The organism is Novipirellula artificiosorum, from assembly GCF_007860135.1.
GTDB classification, from domain to species: Bacteria; Planctomycetota; Planctomycetia; order Pirellulales; family Pirellulaceae; genus Novipirellula_A; species Novipirellula_A artificiosorum.
This window is the reverse complement of the sequence record NZ_SJPV01000003.1, coordinates 354,848-376,796: the sequence shown is the minus strand read 5'-3', so window position 1 is coordinate 376,796 and position 21,949 is coordinate 354,848. Positions and strand designations below refer to the sequence as shown.

The window sequence follows — 21,949 nt, the reverse complement described above, 5'->3', positions numbered from 1 at the left end:
GGTGCTCCATCGCCAGCGCTACACCGGGAAACGTTGTGGCGATTTCTCGCTGTGTAGCTAACTCACCGGCCGTTTGTCGATACCCGCTGCTATGAGCGAGTTTTTCCAGCTCTTGAACGTCCGTTTGACGGCCAACGCGATGTCTCGGTTTTCTAAGCACACATTCGAGAATGTCATGCGCTGCCCAGCCGCATGTCGCACCTGGATCCAGTGCAAAATTTTGTTGCGATCCATGTGCGGTGGACGCCGACCGAAGCACACTGTGAACTTCCTCCCCAACCCTCAAGTTTTCACATCTCACGTCCGCCGAAGGTGGTTTGAGTCAGCTAATTGCCATTGGAATCCTCATTCACTTGGTTTGTACCGCGAGGATTATTACAGTAAAATTGGCCGCTTATGGTCCCTTTGCCAGCGGCGAATCGTGTAGCCACGCGTCCTCCAACGTGATTCGCCGCGTTTGAAACTCGAGATTTCTTCACAGGATGTGCCGAGAATGAGTAAACGCCGTCGTCACGTTTTTGTATTGTGTGCCCTAAGCATTATTCTGGGGAGCGGAACGAACGCGCGGGTGCTGGCTGCTGACAGGCCAAACACGGTGAACAGCGATGCGCATGCTACGGGTATCATCCCGTCACCGGAACCTGATTGGCCGTCTTTTCGTGGACGCTACCGTGACGGCATTACGGACGAAACTGGCTTGCTTGAGAAATGGCCTGGGGGCGGTCCAAGACTCGTTTGGAGTGTTGACAACCTCGGACATGGTTGGTCATCGCCGATTATTGTTGGTCCACGAATCTACGTTACAGGCGACGTTGACGATAAGTTGGTCGTGTATGCACTCGATCGTGAGGGCAACCTGCAATGGGAGACGACCAACGGCGATTCTTGGGACGGGCCCTATCCCGGATCGCGGGCATCATGCACCTACTCCGATGGCAAACTCTATCTGCTGAACGCTCACGGTCGACTTGCTTGCCTTGACGCTTCGTCTGGCAAGGAGTTATGGGCTGAGCAAATGCTCCAGCGTTTTGGAGCAGCGAATATCCGCTGGGCTTTGAGCGAAAGTGTTGTCGTCGACGGCGACAACGTCATCGTGACCGTCGGCGGTCCACGGACATTGGTTGTAGCTTTAAACAAACACACGGGTGATGTTACCTGGCAGAGCAAACCGATTGGCGACGAAGCGACCTCTTATTGTTCGCCGCTGTTTTTCACCTGGCGCGGTAAGCGTCTCATCGCCGGTTGCTCTGCTGCGCACGCCTTTGGCGTTGATGTGGACTCCGGACAGATCGTGTGGACTGTCCCCATGCCCAATCCGTATGGGGTCAACACAGCGACGCCGGTTTACCACGATGATCGGATTTACTGTGTTAATGCCCGTGCCGATGACGGACGGCAATTCGATTTGACGCAACGGAGCGCCGATGGAACTCCCTCGCTGACGTGGTCAGTTCCACTCGACACGGTTACTGGATGCAACGTTCTTGTCGACGGGGTGCTCTACGGTGCTGGCTACGCCAAACACAAATGGCTCTTTGCAGTCGACTGGGAATCGGGCAAGGTGCTACATGAACGAAAGGATGTGATCACCAGTGCGTCGGTCTACGCTGAAGGCAAGCTGTTTACATGGGAAATCGATGGCACAGTGACTCTGCTAAAACTAACGCCTGATGGCCCCGAGATCACGGGACGAGTGAAGCTTGTTGAGAAACGGGTTATGGATGCGTGGACTCATCCGGTCCTGCTGGACGGTCACCTGTACCTGCGATATCACGATCAGTTGTGGTGCTATGACGTGCGAGCCCATTGCGACTCTTAAGAAATCGCGACGCTTGATTGCGAGTGGTTGCTGGCCCATGAGTGGTCTCCGCCTGAAAGAAAGTTAACGAATCAACGACAGGTGGTTATGACAATGTGACTTCGTATTCTACCACTCAGCAGGATACGAAACAAATACTGAATCCGTCGGGTCAAAATACTCAGCCGAACACGATACACCATCGAAAGCATGCTTTCAAATTATTCATCGACACCTCTCAGCCGGGCTGGATGCTTTGTCGGCGTCAGCCAACTAAGCAACTGGACTGATCAATAAAATTGGTTTGGAAACTGCTGCGCTCTCAGGTGTTTTCATCGCAGTATTGCAATGCTTTTCTTCAAAAATGTGTCGATCTCGACCGAGAACTGGAATCAAGACGCGATCCGAACTCGTGTTTCATCGGCCAAAGTGCTCATTTCAGTTTTTGAGCACTCGGGCCGAACGCATGGAACTTGGTGATTTGTCAACGCGACACCCGGTCAGAAACACAAAACGGAATGTAAAGTGTTAGACTTGGGCTGCAAACGTGGGCGATCAGCCATGGCCGATTAAACGGCAAGAGAGAGAGTTCGGGGAGACCATTGAACGAGAACGAATCGTGAGAAACCACAGACCGAAAGTCATGAACGATAACGACAAGCAAACAGACAGACGCAATTTTATTCAACAGTCCTTTCTCGGTACGGCGGGAGCGGGACTTGCGATCACTTCGACAACCGATGTTATGATTGCCGCCGAACCCGGCGTGACTGATGTTAATGTTACGAATGAAGTGGACGTGTTGGTGGTCGGCGGCGGCACTGCGGGAACGGTGGCGGCGATTCAGTCGGGGCGGGCCGGCGCGAAAACGATGCTCCTGGAACGCAACCACCAACTTGGTGGTACCACGACGACCGGTGGTGTCGCTTTCCCGGGCCTTTTTGATGCCTGGGGCAAGCAGATCATTGCGGGAATTGGCTGGGAGTTAGTCAAGGATAGCGTTGAACTCGACGGCGGGACGTTTCCCAACTTTGCGAAGGTCCCGGAGCGTCACTGGCATAATCAGATACACGTCAATCAGTTCCTCTACGCCATACTTGCGGAGGAGAAGTGCGAGCAGGCAGGCGTCCGGATTGCGTATCACGAGTTTCCGCTGGCGATTGGAAAGACAGCCGCTGGCTGGCTAGTCGACTGCGTGGGATTCGGCACCCGGCGACGGGTGCTCTGCAAGCAGCTCATTGACTGCACCGGTGGAGCAGAGGTGGTCGGTATGCTCAAGTTGCCACGGCTTCGTGAAGAGGAAACCCAGCCGGGCTCTATGCTGTTGCAACTGGGAGAGGCTAACAATCCCGGACGCGATCGGCTGGATGCGATCTACATTCATGGCGCCGATTCGTCGAACTCCCGCACAGTTACGGAAGCCTGTCTGACCGGTCGGAAGGCCGTCCTTGCAAAGGTCCGCAATGATAAGAAACGACTGATGCATCTGCAGCCGGAACCTGGCTTTCGCGAGAGTTACCGCATCGAAGGCGAGACCGTGATCACTGTGAACGACTACACATCTGGGCGGCTTTTTGAGGATGCCGTTTCTAACGCCTTCTATCCAGTCGACCTTCATTCTAAAAGCGGTGTTCAACCTAAACCGCTCAAACCCAGCACCGTGCCCACGATCCCGTTACGCGCGCTGGTCCCGAAAGGTAGCCGCAACATCATCGTTGCAGGACGTTGTGTTAGCAGTGATCGACTGGCCAATTCCGGACTCAGGGTGCAGGCTTCTTGCATGGGCATGGGGCAGGCTGCTGGCGTGGCCGCCTCGCTTGCTGCAAAGAGCGGAACGACGCCTCTGGAAGTACCGATCGCCGAAATTCACAAGCTGCTTCGCGAACACAGTGCCATCGTTCCGAGTCAGGCGTAGACGGCATCCACGGACTCCAATCGCTTGCAACTAGCGATCTCGATATTTGGGTGCAATCTGACTCCGCATTTGCAACCTAAGTACGCTTTTGCCGCTGTAATTCTCTGAAGCCTTCCATTCAAAAAACTCTGCCGCGCATTAGACACTGCGAAAACCGGTCATTCAAGCTATCGAGATCGTTGTATCTCGGCCGAACTAACGTCTGCAATTGGGGCGGCAGTCTTTCCGAAACCGTTCTTCGAATGCAAATACGTCAGTCACTCTACGTTGGCCGCTACGATTGCTGCTTTCCAACTTCCAAAGGTGCGTTTGATCGCCAACGCGACGTCCCGATTTTCTAAGCAAACACTCGAGAATGTCATGCTCTGCCCAGCCGCATGACGCTCTTTGATCCAGTGCAAAATTTTGTTGCGATCCATGTGCGGCGGACGGCGGCGGGAGACGTTCGTTAGGTTGATGCCGGATGCCGTGAGAGCCTTTCGCCAGGTGCCGTGGTAGCGGAGGGCCGCTTCATAGAGCGCGCGGTCCCGACTTCGGTTCACCATGGCCCCGAGGTCGTAGCCTGTCGTACACAGTCGGCGGAGTTGTTGTTCTACACGGGCTTGCGTGAGGTCGCGACGTGGGCCAACGTGGTGTATGCTGACGCCGGCGTAGGTGAGTGCCGTTGTCCACGCACCGAACTCGTCACACGCAGCGGCGTGGAGCAGTTCATCGTCGCGGAGGACGTCGTCTTCGAGCAAACTCTCTCTGGCGAGGTCACGCTTGACGATGTTGCGGATGATGGTTTCGCGGATCATCGCGGCTTCCTCGACTTTCCGGACTTGGACTGCACGCCGGCGGCAATTTTGGCTCGTGACCACGAACCAAAGTGGCGACGCGCTGCTTGTACGAGGTTGACGTTGGTCGGATGGCTGCTGTTGAGCGAGTGACCGACCGAGTGTCGTTGTTTGATGTCCGCAATGACTTCTTGCCGTGTCCAAACACGATTTTCGATTTCAAAGCCGGCTGTCTCAACGGCGTTTCGCCATCTACCAAAATGATGCTTGGCGGCGTTGACAAGTCCAGTGTTATCCATCCAGATATCTTTGAACGATTTACCGTCAGCTCGCCACTTCCTGATCGCCCGAATCACACCGCTCGCCGTCCATTGTTTCGGCGGTTTGTAAACCTCGATGCAATCAGCAAACCCCGCTGCCGCAACTGCCTTGTCCCAACTTCCAAACCAACGCTTTGCGGCTCTCGCAAGACGATCGTCGCCGAAGCCAGCGTCTCGAATTGAACTCCCTATAGCGTAGTGTGATTGAATCGTCCTGATAATTCGTTTCTCGGTCCAACGTCGTCGTGGCGGCTCAATGCCGGCGGCTTGCATCGCTTTTTCGAGCGAACCAAATCGTCTTTCCGCGGGGCCGACCACGCAGGGATCCAGCTGACGAATGTTCCCACCCGGATACGTTTCAACAAGCTCTTTCAGTCGCTCAATCACACGGCATTTATCCCATCGTTGTCGCGATTGCATCTCAATTCCAGCCGCCTGCATCGCGCGGGGCCAATTTCCGAAATGCTTTCTCGCGGCACGAAATAGCGACGGGTCTTCCTCGTAAGTCTTGAACAAACGATGCCCTTCCGCACGCCGCACCCGGATCGCTTCAATCACTTGGGGACGAGTCCATGATTTACGCAGCTCACTCGCTAACCCGAGTGACTCGACCGCGCGTCGCCAACCACCAAAGTGTTTCCTTGCCGAACGACGCAGCTTTTCGTCGCCATGCGAACTAAACGTGATCGGCTTCTCTCGCTCATACAGCTCAATGATTCTCAGTTGCACTTCATCGGCTGTATAGAATTTACGTATGGGTTTCGGGAAACCAGCCGCTTCACGGGCCGCCGTCCACCTTCCAAACCAGTGTTTGCCGGCCTCGTACAGAGCGCGATCGTCACGATTGGTTCGCAACAAACACTGGCCACGGCGATGACGATCACGAATCGCGTGGACAACCGCTTGCTTCGACCATTGACGCCGGTAAATGCTTCCGGTGTCCGAACCCATTGCTCCGGCGGGTTTGGATGCTTTGGCGTTTTCAGTTTTCCGGAGGTTTGGTTGTAAACCATCGTGCCGGCGTACTTCTCTTTTCGCAGTCGAGCGATCACGCTCCCAGCTCCCCATCGCCCGCCGCTCGGCGAAGGAATCCCGTCGTTGTTGAGTCCCTCGGCAATCTTGTATTCCGAGTGCCCCCTATCGACGAATTCGTCAAAGATCCGGCGAATCACCGCGACCTCTTCCGGCGTTCCTTCGACCAACGTCACCCGTTGGTTTTGGATGCCCTTGTGTTGACCAGCCTCCAGCACATGCAGCGGTTCGCGCTTCTCATCGAGCAATAGCCGCGACAAACCGTATGGCGGCGGACCGCCGGCAAGGTAACCTTGCTCGGCTATTTTTACGCAGCCGCGCCAAACCTTGTCACTCAATTCGCGACTGTACTGAGCAGCGCGGAACCGCTCGAACTGGACGTAAACCGGATAGAGCGGATCGTTCTCTTTCGGCTTGCCAATCGTCGTGTAGATAACCTGCTTACCGTTCTTCTTGCAGATCGCCGAGAACTGGGCTGACAAGTCAATGTCTTGAAAACGCCCCCAACGACTAACGTCTAAACACAGGACATATTCAAAGTCATCGCGTTTAGCGATCCACTCCTCCATCATCTCCGTGAACGCCGGTCGTCCTTCGGAGTTCAGCCCCGATCGTCCCGCGTCACAGAACTCACGGATGATTTCGACGCCATGTTCTAGCGCCCACGCTCGAACCTGATCCTGTTGAATCGGTATCGAGTTTTCCTGTCGGTCTTGTGCCGAGTGCCGGTAATACGCCACCGCTCGAACGAGCGCAGGCGCATCCGGATCGGGCACACCGATTTCCCACCAGTTATCCAAAATGAATGCTCCAACTGTAAAAGTCTCTGCCGTAACCGCGAATCCAACGTTCGTGGTACCAACAAGACAGTTACGAGAAGCACCCCACATACCTCAAGCGGCTAAGTCTCACCTGTCGCCCAGATTTCGGAGACTTTGTCACACGTTGCGGAAGACCGCCCCAACATCAGCGTTCAGGTCTTCACGTCGTACTGATCCGGAACACGAAAGATCCGCCAGTAAGGATGCACGGCTTTGGTTGGCTGTTTGTCGGGTGACTCAAGCGGCAGCCCATCGCGGCACCAACCCAGAATACTGTCACGATAGTTCGTCGCATCGACGCCGGCGGCAACAAGTTTCCGAGCATACAGATAACTGCGTCCGCCTACCGTGCAGTACGTGACAACATGCCGACCCGCTAGCGATTCCGCCTCTTTCTCGTATTCCTGTTGCGTGATGGCACCGGGAATTCGAGACACCGCCACCTCTGAATCGCTGCGAACATCAACCAGCACCGGAGGCGTGCGATCAGAATTCATCGCAGAATGAAGATCCGACGTCGTGATCGTCCTAACCTCTGGCCTCCCAAGACATCGGTGAACCACCTCAATCGCCCCAAAACCAGCGTTACAAAGCCCGATGATCAATTTGCCAAGTGACATCACGATTCAGGTCGCTATCCACGACCACCTTCGCAACAAGTCTCGAAAATTCGGTGACACATCGAACACTGCAACTTGCCACGGATGTCGATGAGTTTCCCTCCGCAGACAGGGCACGCGGGATCGAATGTCGCTGGTGGATCTTGGTTTGGCAGACACTGTCCGGAATCGTTCTGCATGTTGCGTATTCTCCCGTTGGCTAAATAGTTAATCGTGTTGTCCCAGAGCGCCAGGCTTCCGAAAAGACGTCGCGAAATGGCCCCAAGCATCTTCGTTCGTCGGACCAATCGGTAACAGCAAAGATGACACGAGTAAAGGATCCAGCAAAGTTATTTGCAAGTGCATTTCGAAAGTCTTTGGCCGTCTGTAGTGCGTCATTGCCAAAGGCACCGCATCCCCACGCTCCAAGCACGAGCGTTTCGTAGCCATACGCCTGAGCGATCGCAAGGACACGATGAATTCGCAACCGCAGCAGTGTCGCCGACTCCATTTGGCCAATCCCCGGCGCATACGGCGCTGCACAGGTAAGAAAGCTGAGCAGCCATGGCTCAACCAGCTCCACCCCCGCATCATCACGAAACACCGGTACGTTGGGAGAGAGGATCGCCCAGTCGCTTGAAGCAGCCGGATCATTGTCGCGGTGAAAGTCGTACATCGGATCATCACGCAACGTTGCGAACAAAGCACTACTTCGACACAACGCCTCTTCTTGAGCGGTCGCGCCCCATAGAAAACCACCGCCAGGCTGCACTCCGTTTGCGAAATTGAGAGCCAAGGGGCGGTGTCCTTCTGCAACCAGAGCATGGGCTGCGGCGAGAGTCGTTTCGTTGGCGACCGTCACCAAAGTCTCAGCGTGCCTGTCGTCTTGAGACCGCTGGGTCGCATCTGGCAGACTGGCATCGGGTGGAATGGACACCTTCGCCGCTTCGGCCGCCTTGATTTCCGCAGACCAATCGACCATCCAGTCATCGGCCAGATATTCGCCATGGTCAATTGCCTCAAGTGCAGATCGCCCAAGCGACTCCGCGATCTCATAACGTATTTCAAGAACACGTCGATGACGCTGAGCCAATTCAGGAGAATCAACACATTCTGTGAAACGCAACTTAGTCATGGCAGAATCTCTCCGGCAGGCGTTTTTTCGTTCGCACTATCATCACCCATCACGTCTCCTCACCATTGCCTCGATCGCCCGGATTCCATTTTCCATCTTCGTCCTTGCTGACACATTGGCCGAATGCACCATCATCGTCGGCGGAACAAAGCCGTGCAACGCGACCTGTTCTTCGATCCAAAGGACGACATCGTATCCCGTGCCACGCTTATCATCCCCGAGGTCGTGATCCAGGCTGATGTCGGTGACCGCCCCGGTTTTCAATAACTCGATTGCCTCATCCGGCCAATAAACACGGACCCAGCCATCGGGTGTTTGACGTTCGTCATCAAGATAGACTTTCATTACCCGCATCCTTAGGCAATTGTGCTTAATGCCATCTTGCCACTCCAATTCATCACCTGATCCGCCAACAGCCCGGATGCTTCGCATCGACGAGACAGATCCGAATTGACTGTTCTTGCATTCCCCTTCGCCAATTCCTTGCCCAGCAATCATATAGGCCAAATCCTAACGCATCCAGCGACGCAACGCCTCATCAAGAAAGCATCGGTTCCAATGGACCTGGGGCGAAATGTTCGATAAATTGAAGAGAGCATTCAATTGTCGCACATCGGTGGTGCCATTTCTTCGGCGACCAATTTGAAAAAACATGGCGGATTCTCCCTTTCTTGATATCGATGCGAAAAACTGGATTGCATCCAATTCCGAATCGTTCGCCTTCTTTGATCGATTTCCAGTGTCCGCAGGCCACACGCTGATTGTCACACGGCGAGTGGTTCCAACTTGGTTCGATGCGACTGCATCGGAGCAAGCGTCGATGATAGAACTTGTTAGCACCGTCAAAGAAATCCTTGATCAATCACTCCAGCTTAAGCCAGACGGCTATAACGTCGGCTTTAACTCAGGAGATGCCGCAGGGCAAACGGTTCCCCACGTACACGTGCATGTGATTCCTCGATACACAGGCGATGTTGAAGATCCAACGGGCGGTGTCCGTTTTGTAATACCGAGCAAAGCAAACTACTTAATGGATTCTCACTATCCTACTCCGTCAACGAAACCGCTAGCTGGCCCATTTCTAACGACCGGACACCCCCACTCTTCTTTATGGGACCAGTTGTCGTGGCGAATCGCAGGTGCAAAGACGATTGACGTTTTGGTGTCGTTCGTCCAATCTTCAGGGCTGGATGTAATACAACAGCGATTGTTCGACGCCATTCGCAACGATGCTCGTGCCCGGATACTGGTTAGCGATTACCTCTACATTTCAGACCCTCGCGCAATTCGTCGACTGTTGGCTTGGTGTGAGCTGGCGACGGAAGAGTTTGGCTCCGAACGGTTATTGGTTCGATTGATCGAAACGGCAAAGCTACCATCGAAGCCAGCATCGTTTCATCCGAAAGCGTGGCGGATTGCAGAGGACCAACGCGACTTTATTTCCGTCGGTAGTAGCAATCTCTCAAAACCAGCTTTGCAAACGGGCATTGAATGGAACCTGCTTTCGGAAGTGGGCGTTGCGGATACGTCTCACTCCCAAGTTGCCACTGAGTTCGAATCTCTTTGGAAGGTCGGAACGCCTTTGACGGTTGATGTGGTCAATCAGTATGCCGATCGAGCGGCAGAGTATCGTGAGGCGAATTTCGAGCCTGAATCGATCGATGAACAGGAAACTCCATCGCCGCGACCTTGGCAGATCGACGCACTCGCCTCATTAAAGCGTATTCGAGAAGCTGGACACTCGCGAGCATTGGTAGCCGTGGCCACCGGGATGGGCAAGACTTGGCTCGCGGCATTCGACGCCTGCCAGTTCGGCGAAACGATCAAACGACGCCCACGTGTTCTCGTCATTGCCCACCGCGCGCACATTCTTTCGCAAGCCGAATCCGCTATCTCACGGATGCTTGACGACCGTTTCGCTCCTGGTTCTACGGCGTGGTACATCGGCAACCGAAGCGAGTTGGTGGGCGACCTGGTGATTGCTTCGATACAGAAGCTGTCACGCCCTGAAGGGCTGCGGCGTCTAACGGCAGATCATTTCGATTATGTCGTCATGGACGAAGTGCATCACGCGGAAGCACCAAGTTACCGCCGTGTCTTAGCCAAGCTCCAATGCGACTTCACTCTTGGCTTGACGGCCACGCCCGAACGGACCGATGGAGTCGATGTTGCGACGATCTTTGATGACAACTTGGCTCATCAAGCAACCATCGGCGACGGCATCGCGGAAGAGTCGCTTGTTCCGTTCCACTATGTCGGCATCAAAGACACCGTTGACTTTCGACAGATCCCTTGGCGAAACGGACGGTTCGACATTGCCGAACTGGAAGACCGTGTTGCTCGCAGCGAGCGAATGGATTGTCTTTGGTCCGCAATGGAACAACACCCGGCTGACCGAACACTCCTGTTTTGCTGCTCACGACGACATGCGGTCTTTGCCAGAGATTGGCTTCGATCGCGAGGACTCTCTTCCGCAGCGGTCTTCTCAGGCGAAGGAAGCGACAGCTATGGCGATTCGCTTCAACGATTGCGCAGTGGAGAGTTGCAAACGCTTTGCGTCGTCGACATGTTTAACGAGGGCCTCGACATTCCCGCCGTCGATCGCATCGTGATGCTACGGCCGACAGAATCCAAGATCATTTTCCTTCAACAACTTGGTCGCGGTTTGCGTGCGTCGGAAGGGAAGACGCGACTACTCGTCATTGACTTTGTCGGCAACCACCGTGTGTTTGCACAAAGAATCATTCACCTACTTTCGCTTCGCGGACCAATCGATCAGTGGAAGACATTGAAACGCTGGCTCGACGGTAAGCCAGTTGAGCTTCCCGACGGGTGCTTGCTCGATGTCGAACTCGATGCGAAGGACATGCTGAAGCAGTTTTTACCGCAAGGCCGAGCTGCTGGCATCGAAGGCTATCGAGCGATCCGCGATGATCTTGGACGACGCCCTACTGCACTCGAAGTGTTCAGTAAGGGCTTCCTTCCGAAAGCGATCTCGGCCGGTGCCGGCGGTTGGTTCACGTTCACACACAAGGAGGGTGATCTGACGCAGCCGGAAGCCAACGTTGCGGAGAAGTATGGCGAATGGCTCAAAACGGTTGAAACAACCAGCCTCAATAAGTCTTACAAAATGGTCGTTCTGCGAGTACTGCTAGACAACGAAGGGCTCTTCTCGAGCGTTGACCTTTACGACTTTTCGAAGCAGTGCCGACGATTCATGCTAAATCATGAAGTATTGTGTCGCGATCTTGTGGGCGAAAACCATGCGGTTGATCACAAAGACGCCAGCGACCAAGAGTGGGCCGATTGGTGGATCAGGTGGCCAATCAGCCGATGGTTGGCCACCCAAAACGGAAAAGTGTGGTTCAAACGAGAAGGCGATCAGTTTCATTGTAGAATTGATTGTTCTAACCATTTGAAGTCGACACTCGAAGCAATGACGGCGGAGCTAGTCGATTGGCGATTGGCTGCCTATTCCAAGAATCGACGGCTTGTTGAACCTGAGCAAAGCCAAAACAGTTTTGACGGAAAGGTCTCACACTCAAGCGGCAAACCAATTCTATTCATTCCTGAAAAAGCCAGGATGCCCGGTCGCCCAGTTGGCCCAACCAGAGTGCGATTGCCTGGCGGCGACGAGTGGGAATTCAAGTTTATGAGAGTTGCGTGCAATGTTGCGAAACCGAAATGCGAGAAAAAGAATCAACTTGGCAAGCTATTGAAGGATTGGTTCGGCCCAAATGCTGGTTTGCCCGGGACCGACTTCCATGTTCGTTTCGAATCGCAAGATGGCGTTTGGCAAGTTTCGCCCATAGGAATCGAAACCGACCGTACGACAGCGCCAAAACCCGAAGCGACGGAACTTGAGATTACCGAAGATAGTGAGCTCATCATTGAAATCAGCGTACCAAAGTCGGCTCAATATTCAACGCACGTCCCGGTCTACGAGCTAACGGCAGCCGCCGGCGATTGGGGGCCGCAAAGCATTCCTGAGGATATCGGATGGATCTCCGTGTCTAATCAACGGTTGTCCGAAGGCATGTTCGCAGCGCAGGTTGTAGGACATTCAATGGAACCCAAGATCCCATCCGGGTCCTATTGTCTCTTCCGACCCTGCCCCGCTGGAACGCGAGAAGGCCGCATGTTGCTGGTCCAAGCCAACACGCTAGCCGACCCTGAAGACGGAGGACGGTACACCGTCAAGCGGTATCACTCCACCAAACAAGTCACCGAAGAGGGCTGGCGACAGAATACGATCGAGCTACAACCACTCAACAGCGATTATCAGCCAATTCAAATCACGGAAGAAAACGCCGATGAAGTCCGAATCATCGGTGAATTCGTCTGTTTGGTTGCAAACCACGATCATAGTTAGGATCTCCTCATGCGAGACTCTCTCCGCCCAAACTCTCGCGAGACGCACGAGCTGTAGGTGATTTTTTCCAAAACAACTTGCGTCAAATCGCGTCCTTCACGCTCTCCATTTGAGTCCAAAACACCAGTGTCTGCCCCTGTTTAGCAGGCACTGACTGTTAAGCAGCAGCATTTTTGCTATGAGTACAAAATCGGGCATAGCCCGATAGCTAACGCTTCCGTCTGTCTATGCCGGCTCGCATGTTAGACCGCTATCTGTCGGGCCATCGTGCGAAGCAAACGCGTTGGAACTGGATATTCGAGTTCCCAGATAATGCTGATGGGGCGACTACCTGTGTGACTCAAGTAACGGCACGGTCCAAGGAAGTGGTATGGCGACGAAAGCCCAGACGGCAGATTCTTCGACTCGCGTACGAATAGCAACGGCGTGTAGCCCTTTTCACGGTGACGGATGTAGCGTTGGCCAGTCGGTGATTGCTCGGACGTATTGCTCTGTGACTGCCAATGAAATTGATTGTGCGAGATCAGATAGTCTTCATACATCGTCGTTGGCGAATACTCATCCTCGGTTTTCTGCAGCGTCACAAAGAAGACATCGTGTTGACGATCCTTCAGATGCAACACACCCTCACGCTGACTTGGCCGGTCATTGAAATTCCAGTGCCCGAGCGCCACCAAGATTTCGTCCCGCGTGTAGGCAGCGTGAATGGCCAAAGGCTCGAACGCCGTTGCGCTTCGATTTGCAATCAATGGTGAGTGCTTCAATCGGTATTCCAACACGCACCGCAGGTCATCGACAACGACCGAATTGTCTCGCAGTCTTTTGTCCGCCTCGGCGAGTGACATTCCCGCATGCTGCGTCCCCCACATAGGCACTGCTGAAGCCGGTCTTGCGGTGGAACAGATAGGCTTTTGCGTGCAGCCGGGTTCGTTTCGTGTCGTAGCTGACTCGCACCTCCGTCCTTGGAAGCTCACTCAGTGCTGCAACCGCTTTCGGATCCGTTGCCCCCATGTAGCTGGTGGTGATCACACGGACAGCCAGTTCGTCATTGCGTTCGACGAGTTCGCGAAGATTTGGTTCATTTCTGACACTCACAACGAGCATCTTGGATTGCAGGTTCCTGAAGTGGACTTGGTGATTCATTGCGGGGACGAGTCAACGCATGGCAATGCCTGGATGAATGAACCCGAGGCGAGACGGTTCTTTGATTGGTACTCGGCGTTAGGCATCGCAACCAAGGTGTTTGTGCCGGGGAATCACTCGACCGCCGTGGAACAGGGACTGATCCGCGCTGAGGAGTATCCCGGTGTTCGGTTCCTGGTCCATGAGTCAATGCAGTGGAACGGGCTGAAGTTGTTCGGTTCGCCCTACACGCCTCGCTTTCACGATTGGGCGTACATGAAGAAGCGAGGGCAACTTGATCTCGCTTGGCAATCAGTTCCCGACGATGTGGACATCCTGATCACGCACGGTCCTCCAAAGGGCGTCTTGGATATCACGCACGACATCGAGTCGAAGGAACTCGTTCAGGTCGGCTGCTGCCCTACGCAGACACGTTGAAGCACGGATCAAGCCGAAGATACATGCCTTCGGTCATTTGCACGACGAGAAAGGTGTCAGCAACTACGGGATGTTCACTCGCGGTGCAACGCAGTACATCAACTGTTCATGCTGCAATCTCGCAGCGAAGTTGAAGAACAATGGATTTGTCGTTGAGGTTTGAAATGAGCAAGCAGATGAATTACGTAATCGAGCCTGAGCTTCCGCCAACGGAGTTTATTGACGTCCTTCGCCGGTCGACGTTGGCGGAGCGACGGCCGGTGGATGATTCGGCGCGGATTGCGAAGATGCTGGCGGGGGCGGACTTGGTCGTGACAGCGCGGGATGCTGACGGAACGCTGGTCGGCGTGTCGCGAGCGATCACGGACTTTGCTTATTGCACCTATCTGTCGGACCTGGCCGTTGATGTGGCTCACCAGGGGCACGGGATTGGACGCAAGCTCATTCATGTGACGCATGAGCATGCAGGGCTGGAGACTCGGCTGATCTTGTTAGCGGCTCCCGCAGCGGCGAGCTACTATCCGCACATCGAGATGGAGCAACACGATTCGTGTTGGATGATTCCTCCGCAGTAGTTTGTCGGGCGAGATTTTTTAGACGGATCGGCTTTGCGTCTACTTTTCCATATCGCTCAGTTGCAGATTCAACGCGCCGATCGACATGCGAATCTCAATCAGTGAAATGGTCAACGATCCGACCATCAGAACGAGACTGATCGCGAACACGACTTTACCAAAGAAAGCCATTCCTGCAAACAGCAACCCCATGCACACCGTGCATGACAGCAGGCTAGCGACACCAAGAGTCTGCATGTCGCGAATCAAGTTCACCCGCCGTCGTAGGTTTGCGATTTGTGCGGCAGCCACTGGATCTGGTGTCTTCTGGTACTCTCGGTGCAACGTGCGGATAACGGTTGCCAAGGCGAGAAACCGGTTGGTGTAGGCAAGCAAGAGCAATGATATTGTTGAGAAAAGCAACGCGGGAGTGGTGAGGTCGATGTTCATGTTTTACCTTTCCAGGACGATTATACGTATCCAATAGGAAATAGCGATATCTGACGCTGATCCGGCCCAAATTAACGAACGCCCGCGAAGGATTGGTCCTCCGCGGGCGTTTCGCGATGAGGGATCTTTGGCAAGATCCACTACGTTACAGTTCGACTGCCTCCACTTCGCGGACGAAGCGGGATGCGTCAATGAAGTTTGAAGGGTGACGGGCGAAGTGCGAAAACATGCTATTGCGGTGACGTCCACTACCCGTCAGTCTGGTTCAGTGGGATTGGATGTCGATTCCGGCAATCATTCTTCGTCTGATCCAGCGGCATTGCGCACAAGTTCACGAAACGTGGGTCGGAGCGATTTGTGTAAGAAGCGAGCGAACGATCCATCGAGGTGGCGGATTGCGATCAGTTCCACCACGTCGGCGAAGTCCTTGTGAGTGCGACGCAGATTGCTCATGCCGCAGGCGATCTTCATTTCGATTAGTCGAGAGAGCCGAACGACGGATAACCCTTCGATCTGCTCGACGTTCAGATCGCCAATCGGCTCTGATACCGCGACTTCGCTTCCCTTGCCAGCTTTGTGACCAGCAATCAGAAACTGAATGGCGATGCCGTTTTGGGTGCGGAACTCAGCTTTCTCTGAATCCCAAACAAATCCAGCCTCCGTCAAGACGTGTCGGACCGAATCGCTGTCTTCGGATCGAATGACTATATCCAAGTCCGTCGTATTTCGTTGGTATCCGTGAAGGCAAACAGCGACGCCTCCGCAAACGGAATAGGCGATTCCCGCATTAGTGAGCAATTCATGGCAGCGCGCAGCAACATCCCAAAGTGATTCGTTGCCGAGCATCGTGTAGACCTTTTGAGCAGTATTCATCATTTGCCTCGCCCCCGATTATACCTGCACGGCGCAGAAGCGAAATAGAGATCAAACAAGGGCGGGTGTAGAGCAGAAATAGAAAACGCCCGCGGGGGATTGTTCCTCCGCGGGCGTTTCGTTGTGGGTTAGGCTTCTAGCCTGACGAATTTGACAAGCAGGATGCTTATCCCACGTTACAGTTCGACGGACTCCACTTCGCGGACGAAGCGGGATGCTTCGTTTTCTAGGAACGATGAGACTACGTTGAACACGGCGTCACTGAAGCCGCCGATGTTCAAGATGTCGTCTCGCTCCGGTGCCTGACTCGATCCGTATGGCTGGATGTCGATGCAAACTAGCTTTGGATCGGCGATGCCGTGTCCACGCTGCGTCTTCTTAAACTTCTCCCACTGGGTCATCACGCCGGTTGAGCCGTTTTGGCCGTAGCCGTATCGGCGTCCCGAGGTGATCCAGCTTTCGTTGTCGCTGACCAGCACGATGCCGGCGAAGGCTTGCTTCGCGTAGCGTGTGTTGGCTTCGACAAATGGCAAAGAGCAATCCGTTCCTCCGCCTCCGTACTTCGACAAGCGTGCTGACAGTGACAAGATCGAATCGCTTGGATCGACCTTGACCTTGTAGGCTTGCGTATCGAACGGGATCACGACGCTGTCTGGGTTGCGACGCAGGATCGCTGCTGCGAACAGTGCCGCAACATCGACGCATCGCATCTTCGACGTTCCGCCGCGGCCTCGGTTTCCCGTGACTGGGCAGCCCATCGAACCAGACGTGTCGAGTCCGATGATGACTGGTCCAGGCAGCGTTGGTACGTTCCCGCATGCGATCTCCGCCGCGTCATGCAACGCCGTCTTGATCTTGCTTGGAACCTCGTCCGATGCGTTCATGTATGCCGCCAGAAACTGGTACGGGAACTGACGGCTGCGAGCGATCGCGTCGCGGTCAGCCAGTTGGCCGGCCACATAGTCGATCATCGCGTTGTCGGTTCCTGCGAATCCAAGGATACTGAGTGCTCCGGTCGCCTTGGGCTTCTTGAACACGTCGTGACGCAATAGCGTGTTGAGGTTCATTCGCAGTGCTTGCGGTCCCATTTGTCGGGCAATCGCCTTCCAAACGAGCGGTCCCTTGGCTGCGTCGGCTAGCAAGTCCCATCGAACTTTACTGAGAGAGTCGCCGGCGATCAGCGTTTGGGCTTCAGCCGTGTCGGCTGCTCGGTAGGCAACGAGTGACTGCACCGTCGATGGCAGGTGGTCAGCCGTAGCTGATGCCCACCTCTCGACTGGCTTGTCGGTCAACCATCCGAACAGTGCTCGACGTGCGTCATCCTTCGGCGTCGGACGTGCCATTCGCAAGATGTCTCGCAGGCTCGGATCGTTTCCGATCGAAGCTGAGAGCAACTTGCCAACAGACGCGTCGTTGAGCCAACGTTGGAACGCACGCTGCAGCGAAGACGACAGGCCCTTGCGACCGAATTGTCCTGAACGAGTCATTTGGAAAACGGTGCGCAGTACGCGGCCGTTGTCCGCGACTCGATCGAAGACTTGGTGCATGAGCTTGGTGTCTCGCGTTGACAGCACGACGAGCAATGCCGCTGGCATGTCCTTCATGTAAGCACGCTCACGTGAGTAGACGGCAAGCTTGGCCAGGAACTCGTTGTCGTCGATCTCGTCGATCAGCTTTCGCATCGCGTCGAGTTGGTTTTGCGCGGACGCGAAGTAGACGTTGCCGAACGTGCCGGTCGCCGCCATTTGGGCGAGCTCGTGCTTCGCTGACATCTTGTACGCTGGGCCGCCTGCTTCGTTGACGACAGTCGCTCGTGGCAGGACGCTGGTGATGCTTTGGAATAGAGACTTGTTGGCCATGACGAAGTTTGAAGAGTGAGGGGTGAAGTGTGAAAGGAAAGGGTGTTACGATGTAAGGCCCTGACACTCGCGTTTGATTTGTTGTTTATGAAGACAGACTTGCCCGAACGAACGTTCGCGTTTGCAAAGCGAATTGTGAAACTCTGCCAGACTCTGGAAGAGCATAGTGGTGTTGCGGAAACACTGAGCCGCCAATTGATTCGTTCTGGAACTTCGATCGGTGCGAACGTTGAAGAGGGGCAAGCAAGCCAAAGCCGCAAAGACTTCCGCTTGAAGTACAACATCGCCTGCAAGGAAGCACGCGAAACGCTGTACTGGCTTCGGCTGCTAGCAGAAACTGAAATCGTTCCACAGGATCGACTCCAGCCGATGATGGATGAATGCAACGAACTAGTCGCAATCCTGACGTCCATCGTCAAGAAACTCCGCGACTAACTTTCACCATTCACTCTTCACCCTTCAAATTTCATTCGCAACCGCGTGGAAACGCCCCGAACGAAGTGGGGCCGCCAGCGCAACACGATGGATTTGTGTTGTTAAATCGAAAAGCACTCGGCGAAGTGTTGGCCAGAGAACCCGTCCGTCTATTTACAAGCGGACGGGGCGGGACTTGAACCCGCTAGACCTTGCGGTCATTTGCCATGTACTCCGAACCGGCAGCCGAGTGTGTTTCGATGTTCTGTGTTGTTTGATGAAGTAGTGATGCAAAGAAACGCGATCGACGAAGTTGTGACCAGAGGGTTTTACGGTGCTCTACCACTGAGCTACGGCGCTGCTTTCTTGCGAATGGCAGTTGCGCCGGTGGGGCTCGAACCCACGACACCCGGCTCCTGAAGCATGTACTCCGAATCGGCAGTCGATCATGTGCGCTTTCTATTTCGTTTTCTTCTTGGTGGTCTTTCCCAATTGTTTCCAAAGGGAACGGCCGTTGGCTCGGTCCAGCCGGACGAGTTGTTGCTGTCGTGTGTCGAAAGCGATCAGGTTTCCCTTGGGTCGCTTCGCGTAAACGAAAGGCAAGCAAACGGCGACGACTCTGTGCGGTTCGCCGGCTGCGCGTGGCAAGTAGCGAAGTCGAACGAGTTCGTCGATGGGTTGCGAGATTCCCGAGCGGTCCCATAAGTAGGACGGAAGCTCGGTGATCTCGCTGAGGATGGTGACATAGTCACCTTTGGCGATGTCTTCGCCAGCGATCCTGGCCGCGACGGTCGTCACGGTTTTGGATCGGCTTTCGGTTGTGGTTTTCATGTTTCCGTAATCGTTGAAAGACTGAATTGTGCATGTGTGTTCTCTGTTGAACCGCGAGCTTGGATTTACTCGCGGCCGGTCGTAATGGCGAAACAGGAATGTAAAACACGCATAGTTCGATCTCTCGAGACGATTGGGAAAACGCGACTAACGAAGTGGTTGCTCAGAGAAAATGTTCTGCCAATTAAACTACGAGCGAGCCGATGCTTGCTCGGTGGGAATCGAACCCACACCTTTCGATTAAGAGTCGATGTACTCCGATGCGGCAGTTAGTCGTGTACGGGTGCTAAGTTGAAGGGGGCGACGAAGTTTGTGGCCAGAGGTTTTTTCCTGAGCTATCGGCATTCCTTGCAGATACCGAGCGGGGCTTGAACCCGCGACCTCGTCGCTCTCGCGACGCGCTCTAACCTATGTACTCCGAACCGGCAGTCGCCTTGTTCTGTGGTTGTTGTGTAAAAACGATTGACGAAGTTTGTTAATCAGACAATTCGATGCTCTACCAACTGAGCTACGAAGCGAACACAAGGTTCACTTCGGTGGGACTCGAACCCACGACAGTCGAGGTGATGTAGTCCAATCAGGCAGTCAGTCGTGTTTTGTAAATGGCGACGAGGTAATGACTCAGATCACTAACGCATAGGAATCGAACCTACCGATCGTGTTGCCACGATCCCCAGACTCACTGGACGCAATCATTGGTGGATGGATTCCAAGCCGGCAGTCGCCATGTTTTGTAAAAGTCCAACGAAGTTGTTGTTGAGAGGGTAAGAACGTCCGTTTCAGCGGTTGCTGATCGTTGACTGGCCCCTTCGTCTACAAGAGACTCCGGCGCCATTCACTAGCCGGTCGCCCGACATCGCTACCTTAGGCTCCTCATGTATTCCCAGCAGGCAGTTGAACTTTGTGTTGTGATCGGCCAGCGAAGGTTTTAAATCAGACGGTTCTTTAGCAAAGATGTATTCCGATTCGTCAGTTGGTCGATCAAGAAACGCTGGTGGGAGTCGAACCCACTTAAACCGGGTTGCAGCCGGCCGCCTAGCCATCTGGCTCCAGCGTTTTGTTGCTCGCGGGGTTGCCGCGAGCGTGTTTCATTCAGTCGTCGTCTCTAAAAGTAGTCGTCGCGATTGACGCCATCACAGACGCCCCGATCGTAGGCAACAACTTTTGAACCGCTGACCGCTGCCGCATGGGCACAGGTCGTTTCGGCCGAGTTTCTCCTCGAGCTGCTTGCCTTGGATGATTCGGACTCCGCGTTTGACTTTCGTTTCCGACGGGTAGCCCTTACGACGTTTGCTCATCGGCTCGAAAGCAGAGGGCGTTGTCGTCGTCATACTGATGTTCGTATCGCATCGTTCTGCTCCGGTTTGAGTGTGAAAACGTTTAACTGTGCAAAGACCAATCGGCGAAGGTACAACTCAGATGGTTCACATTTTCAAGATGTAATCCGAGTCTGCAGTCGATCAGTCAGTGCTCTCGCCAGGAATCGAACCTGGTCTACGACCTTCGCAAAGTCGCGTGCTATTCCGGCACACTCCGAGAACATTTTGAGTAACCCGCCCAGGAATCGAACCTGGTCCGACAGTTTCGAAGACTGTCATGCTATCCAGCACACCCGCGAGTCATTTGATTGCTTTGTTCGTTCATAGTCACAAGAGCCGACGACTGGGTTCGCACCAGCATGAGCCGCTTTACAAGAGCGGTGCCTTTCTGCATCGAGCCACGTCGGCTTGGGAAATGGCCCCGCACCGAAGTGCGGGACCGAAATTCAGTCGATAAATGCAACATGTCGCATTGCGATCGACTCGTTTTCAGTGTTCATCAAGACTTGGTGCCAACCGTTCAAGATGATCGTCTTGTGATCCGGATGGCGCACTCGTCCGCGAACAAACACGCTGGGGTTTCGACGTTGAGCGACCCAGTGCAGATGACGAAGTTCAGGCTTGCGACTTATCAATCGCATTCGCTGTCCCTCGGTCAACCCGTTCGGGTGCTGGTTACTGATGTAAACCAGTTGTCCGCCCTGTCGAACCACTTCTTCGCAGACGTGCGGCTTTCCACCACCACGTGCGATCGGTTCGTTCCGCAGAACTAGACGCTCATCGACCAACGCGGGGTTTTCGACCGGGACGAAGAACCACTCTCCCTGACGGATGAACGCTTCATTGCGTCGACGATTCCGCTTTCGCGGCTTCACTCCAAGACGGTTCTCAAGTGCTCGCACCGCAACCGGCTTGAGCGCGTCGAAAGCTGTCTTCACAGATGAAACGGCTGCCCGTTCAGGAACAGCAGCAACGAACCAATGTCGCTCGTGGTGTCCGCACAAAAACTTGTGCTTTCCGTCGTCTTGTCGCGACATCAGCAGCAGGTGCCGCATTGAAGGCTGAACGTCGATCACCTGCGTTTCGGCCAACTGTGGTGGCTGAATCGAGATGTCGAAGAACTCGCCCTCGGCGTCGTTGCCGATGTCGATCGAAACTTTTTCACGGAGAGCCGTTCCCCAGCGTCGAACGATCGGCGGATGAACGTTTGCTCGAGCACCAATCCGCGTGAATTGACGCTCAATCTGACGCATGCTCATGACATTGCCTTTCAAAAGTGTCAAACAAGCGAATGGATGCCGGCAGCCAACGTGACTGCGAA

Annotated in this window: 22 protein-coding genes and 4 tRNA genes; 7 read left to right on the top strand and 19 right to left on the bottom strand. The window is 54.4% G+C overall.

Going from position 1 to position 21,949, the window contains the following annotated elements; translation table 11 throughout:
* Window positions 1-493 precede the first annotated feature (493 nt).
* Window positions 494-1,819: a PQQ-binding-like beta-propeller repeat protein gene (locus Poly41_RS11170; RefSeq protein WP_146526256.1), complete on the top strand. Its 1,326-nt coding sequence runs from the start codon at window positions 494-496 to the stop codon at window positions 1,817-1,819.
* A 622-nt stretch (window positions 1,820-2,441) separates the two neighbouring features.
* Window positions 2,442-3,713: an FAD-dependent oxidoreductase gene (locus Poly41_RS11165; protein ID WP_197231220.1), complete on the top strand. Its 1,272-nt coding sequence runs from the start codon at window positions 2,442-2,444 to the stop codon at window positions 3,711-3,713.
* A 257-nt stretch (window positions 3,714-3,970) separates the two neighbouring features.
* Here Poly41_RS11165 and Poly41_RS11160 read toward each other — a convergent pair whose 3' ends face one another.
* From Poly41_RS11160 to Poly41_RS11145, 4 genes are all read right to left on the bottom strand, one after another.
* Window positions 3,971-4,510 carry a hypothetical protein gene (locus tag Poly41_RS11160; protein WP_146526255.1) on the bottom strand — a complete coding sequence of 180 codons (540 nt, stop codon included), beginning with the start codon at window positions 4,508-4,510 and terminating at the stop codon, window positions 3,971-3,973.
* A complete protein-coding gene (locus tag Poly41_RS11155; RefSeq protein ID WP_146526254.1) occupies window positions 4,507-5,538 on the bottom strand; it encodes a hypothetical protein in 1,032 nt (343 codons plus the stop codon). The genes Poly41_RS11160 and Poly41_RS11155 overlap by 4 nt, the downstream gene beginning before the upstream one ends.
* Complete coding sequence (locus tag Poly41_RS11150; protein ID WP_197231219.1) at window positions 5,529-6,641, bottom strand: recombinase family protein; 1,113 nt, start codon at window positions 6,639-6,641, stop codon at window positions 5,529-5,531. Before Poly41_RS11150 ends, Poly41_RS11155 begins: the two co-directional genes overlap by 10 nt.
* A 173-nt stretch (window positions 6,642-6,814) precedes the next feature.
* The gene (locus tag Poly41_RS11145; protein ID WP_146526252.1) at window positions 6,815-7,282 is read right to left on the bottom strand and encodes a rhodanese-like domain-containing protein; all 468 of its coding nucleotides are present in this window, start codon (window positions 7,280-7,282) and stop codon (window positions 6,815-6,817) included.
* Window positions 7,283-7,335: 53 nt separating this feature from the next.
* On the opposite strand from Poly41_RS11145, the gene Poly41_RS33985 reads away from it, so the two are divergent.
* A complete protein-coding gene (locus Poly41_RS33985; protein WP_197231217.1) occupies window positions 7,336-7,485 on the top strand; it encodes a hypothetical protein in 150 nt (49 codons plus the stop codon).
* Here Poly41_RS33985 and Poly41_RS11140 read toward each other — a convergent pair.
* Genes Poly41_RS11140 through Poly41_RS33980 form a run of 3 tightly spaced genes read right to left on the bottom strand, consistent with a single transcriptional unit; the run spans window position 7,482 to window position 9,050 of the window.
* A complete protein-coding gene (locus Poly41_RS11140; protein WP_146526251.1) occupies window positions 7,482-8,396 on the bottom strand; it encodes a TIGR02452 family protein in 915 nt (304 codons plus the stop codon). The two genes, Poly41_RS33985 and Poly41_RS11140, sit on opposite strands and share 4 nt — an antisense overlap.
* A 42-nt stretch (window positions 8,397-8,438) precedes the next feature.
* Entirely contained in the window at window positions 8,439-8,894 is a 456-nt protein-coding gene (locus Poly41_RS34850) for a cyclic-phosphate processing receiver domain-containing protein (RefSeq protein ID WP_231615586.1), read from the bottom strand.
* A 12-nt stretch (window positions 8,895-8,906) separates the two neighbouring features.
* Entirely contained in the window at window positions 8,907-9,050 is a 144-nt protein-coding gene (locus Poly41_RS33980; RefSeq protein ID WP_197231216.1) for a hypothetical protein, read from the bottom strand.
* Here Poly41_RS33980 and Poly41_RS11130 point away from each other — a divergent pair.
* Window positions 9,049-12,768 (top strand): DEAD/DEAH box helicase family protein, encoded by a 3,720-nt coding sequence (locus tag Poly41_RS11130; RefSeq protein ID WP_146526250.1) that lies wholly within the window; start codon window positions 9,049-9,051, stop codon window positions 12,766-12,768. The genes Poly41_RS33980 and Poly41_RS11130 overlap by 2 nt on opposite strands.
* Window positions 12,769-13,010: 242 nt before the next feature.
* Here the strand turns inward: Poly41_RS11130 and Poly41_RS11125 are convergent, their stop codons facing one another.
* Together Poly41_RS11125 and Poly41_RS34845 are read right to left on the bottom strand one after the other, a co-directional pair.
* A complete protein-coding gene (locus tag Poly41_RS11125) occupies window positions 13,011-13,613 on the bottom strand; it encodes a DUF3427 domain-containing protein (protein ID WP_231615585.1) in 603 nt (200 codons plus the stop codon).
* Complete coding sequence (locus tag Poly41_RS34845) at window positions 13,558-13,863, bottom strand: phospholipase D-like domain-containing protein (protein WP_231615625.1); 306 nt, start codon at window positions 13,861-13,863, stop codon at window positions 13,558-13,560. Before Poly41_RS34845 ends, Poly41_RS11125 begins: the two co-directional genes overlap by 56 nt.
* 15 nt (window positions 13,864-13,878) lie before the next feature.
* Here Poly41_RS34845 and Poly41_RS11120 point away from each other — a divergent pair, with 15 nt between their 5' ends.
* Together Poly41_RS11120 and Poly41_RS11115 are read left to right on the top strand one after the other, a co-directional pair.
* Window positions 13,879-14,328, top strand: coding sequence for a metallophosphoesterase family protein (locus Poly41_RS11120; protein ID WP_390621415.1), 450 nt, complete (start codon window positions 13,879-13,881; stop codon window positions 14,326-14,328).
* Window positions 14,329-14,504: 176 nt separating this feature from the next.
* Window positions 14,505-14,903, top strand: a complete 399-nt coding sequence (locus tag Poly41_RS11115; RefSeq protein WP_146526248.1) for a GNAT family N-acetyltransferase — start codon at window positions 14,505-14,507, stop codon at window positions 14,901-14,903.
* 39 nt (window positions 14,904-14,942) lie between these two features.
* On the opposite strand, the gene Poly41_RS11110 is transcribed toward Poly41_RS11115, so the two are convergent.
* The 3 genes from Poly41_RS11110 to Poly41_RS11100 form a co-directional block, all read right to left on the bottom strand.
* A complete protein-coding gene (locus tag Poly41_RS11110) occupies window positions 14,943-15,332 on the bottom strand; it encodes a DUF2721 domain-containing protein (RefSeq protein ID WP_146526247.1) in 390 nt (129 codons plus the stop codon).
* A gap of 294 nt (window positions 15,333-15,626) precedes the next feature.
* Window positions 15,627-16,208, bottom strand: a complete 582-nt coding sequence (locus Poly41_RS11105) for a nucleotidyltransferase domain-containing protein (protein ID WP_146526246.1) — start codon at window positions 16,206-16,208, stop codon at window positions 15,627-15,629.
* Between the two features lie 173 nt (window positions 16,209-16,381).
* Entirely contained in the window at window positions 16,382-18,064 is a 1,683-nt protein-coding gene (locus Poly41_RS11100) for a TROVE domain-containing protein (RefSeq protein ID WP_146526245.1), read from the bottom strand.
* A gap of 42 nt (window positions 18,065-18,106) precedes the next feature.
* Here Poly41_RS11100 and Poly41_RS11095 point away from each other — a divergent pair, with 42 nt between their 5' ends.
* The gene (locus Poly41_RS11095; protein ID WP_197231214.1) at window positions 18,107-18,499 is read left to right on the top strand and encodes a four helix bundle protein; all 393 of its coding nucleotides are present in this window, start codon (window positions 18,107-18,109) and stop codon (window positions 18,497-18,499) included.
* Between the two features lie 438 nt (window positions 18,500-18,937).
* On the opposite strand, the gene Poly41_RS11090 is transcribed toward Poly41_RS11095, so the two are convergent.
* The 7 genes from Poly41_RS11090 to Poly41_RS11075 all read right to left on the bottom strand — a co-directional run bounded on the left by Poly41_RS11090 (window position 18,938) and on the right by Poly41_RS11075 (window position 21,887).
* Complete coding sequence (locus Poly41_RS11090; protein ID WP_146526244.1) at window positions 18,938-19,309, bottom strand: hypothetical protein; 372 nt, start codon at window positions 19,307-19,309, stop codon at window positions 18,938-18,940.
* Window positions 19,310-20,295: 986 nt separating this feature from the next.
* Window positions 20,296-20,366, bottom strand: a tRNA-Cys gene (locus tag Poly41_RS33975).
* Between the two features lie 76 nt (window positions 20,367-20,442).
* The gene (locus tag Poly41_RS11085; RefSeq protein ID WP_197231271.1) at window positions 20,443-20,607 is read right to left on the bottom strand and encodes an SEC-C metal-binding domain-containing protein; all 165 of its coding nucleotides are present in this window, start codon (window positions 20,605-20,607) and stop codon (window positions 20,443-20,445) included.
* Between the two features lie 170 nt (window positions 20,608-20,777).
* Window positions 20,778-20,850 (bottom strand) — tRNA-Arg (locus Poly41_RS33970).
* 8 nt (window positions 20,851-20,858) lie between these two features.
* A tRNA-Arg gene (locus tag Poly41_RS33965) sits at window positions 20,859-20,930 on the bottom strand.
* A gap of 32 nt (window positions 20,931-20,962) precedes the next feature.
* Window positions 20,963-21,036 (bottom strand) — tRNA-Thr (locus Poly41_RS11080).
* A gap of 38 nt (window positions 21,037-21,074) precedes the next feature.
* Window positions 21,075-21,887, bottom strand: coding sequence for a hypothetical protein (locus tag Poly41_RS11075; protein WP_146526242.1), 813 nt, complete (start codon window positions 21,885-21,887; stop codon window positions 21,075-21,077).
* Window positions 21,888-21,949: the final 62 nt, after the last annotated feature.

What these genes read in the sequence shown, in the direction of transcription:
- Poly41_RS11145 (WP_146526252.1), bottom strand. Translation starts at nt 7,282, where the DNA reads ATGTCACTTGGCAAATTGATCATCGGGCTTTGTAACGCTGGTTTTGGG.
- Poly41_RS11085 (WP_197231271.1), bottom strand. Translation starts at nt 20,607, where the DNA reads ATGAGCAAACGTCGTAAGGGCTACCCGTCGGAAACGAAAGTCAAACGC.
- Poly41_RS11110 (WP_146526247.1), bottom strand. Translation starts at nt 15,332, where the DNA reads ATGAACATCGACCTCACCACTCCCGCGTTGCTTTTCTCAACAATATCA.
- Poly41_RS11125 (WP_231615585.1), bottom strand. Translation starts at nt 13,613, where the DNA reads ATGTCACTCGCCGAGGCGGACAAAAGACTGCGAGACAATTCGGTCGTT.
- Poly41_RS11105 (WP_146526246.1), bottom strand. Translation starts at nt 16,208, where the DNA reads ATGATGAATACTGCTCAAAAGGTCTACACGATGCTCGGCAACGAATCA.
- Poly41_RS11115 (WP_146526248.1), top strand. Translation starts at nt 14,505, where the DNA reads ATGAATTACGTAATCGAGCCTGAGCTTCCGCCAACGGAGTTTATTGAC.
- Poly41_RS11090 (WP_146526244.1), bottom strand. Translation starts at nt 19,309, where the DNA reads ATGAAAACCACAACCGAAAGCCGATCCAAAACCGTGACGACCGTCGCG.
- Poly41_RS33980 (WP_197231216.1), bottom strand. Translation starts at nt 9,050, where the DNA reads ATGTTTTTTCAAATTGGTCGCCGAAGAAATGGCACCACCGATGTGCGA.
- Poly41_RS34850 (WP_231615586.1), bottom strand. Translation starts at nt 8,894, where the DNA reads ATGATTGCTGGGCAAGGAATTGGCGAAGGGGAATGCAAGAACAGTCAA.
- Poly41_RS11130 (WP_146526250.1), top strand. Translation starts at nt 9,049, where the DNA reads ATGGCGGATTCTCCCTTTCTTGATATCGATGCGAAAAACTGGATTGCA.
- Poly41_RS11100 (WP_146526245.1), bottom strand. Translation starts at nt 18,064, where the DNA reads ATGGCCAACAAGTCTCTATTCCAAAGCATCACCAGCGTCCTGCCACGA.
- Poly41_RS11165 (WP_197231220.1), top strand. Translation starts at nt 2,442, where the DNA reads ATGAACGATAACGACAAGCAAACAGACAGACGCAATTTTATTCAACAG.
- Poly41_RS11075 (WP_146526242.1), bottom strand. Translation starts at nt 21,887, where the DNA reads ATGAGCATGCGTCAGATTGAGCGTCAATTCACGCGGATTGGTGCTCGA.
- Poly41_RS11160 (WP_146526255.1), bottom strand. Translation starts at nt 4,510, where the DNA reads ATGATCCGCGAAACCATCATCCGCAACATCGTCAAGCGTGACCTCGCC.
- Poly41_RS11140 (WP_146526251.1), bottom strand. Translation starts at nt 8,396, where the DNA reads ATGACTAAGTTGCGTTTCACAGAATGTGTTGATTCTCCTGAATTGGCT.
- Poly41_RS11170 (WP_146526256.1), top strand. Translation starts at nt 494, where the DNA reads ATGAGTAAACGCCGTCGTCACGTTTTTGTATTGTGTGCCCTAAGCATT.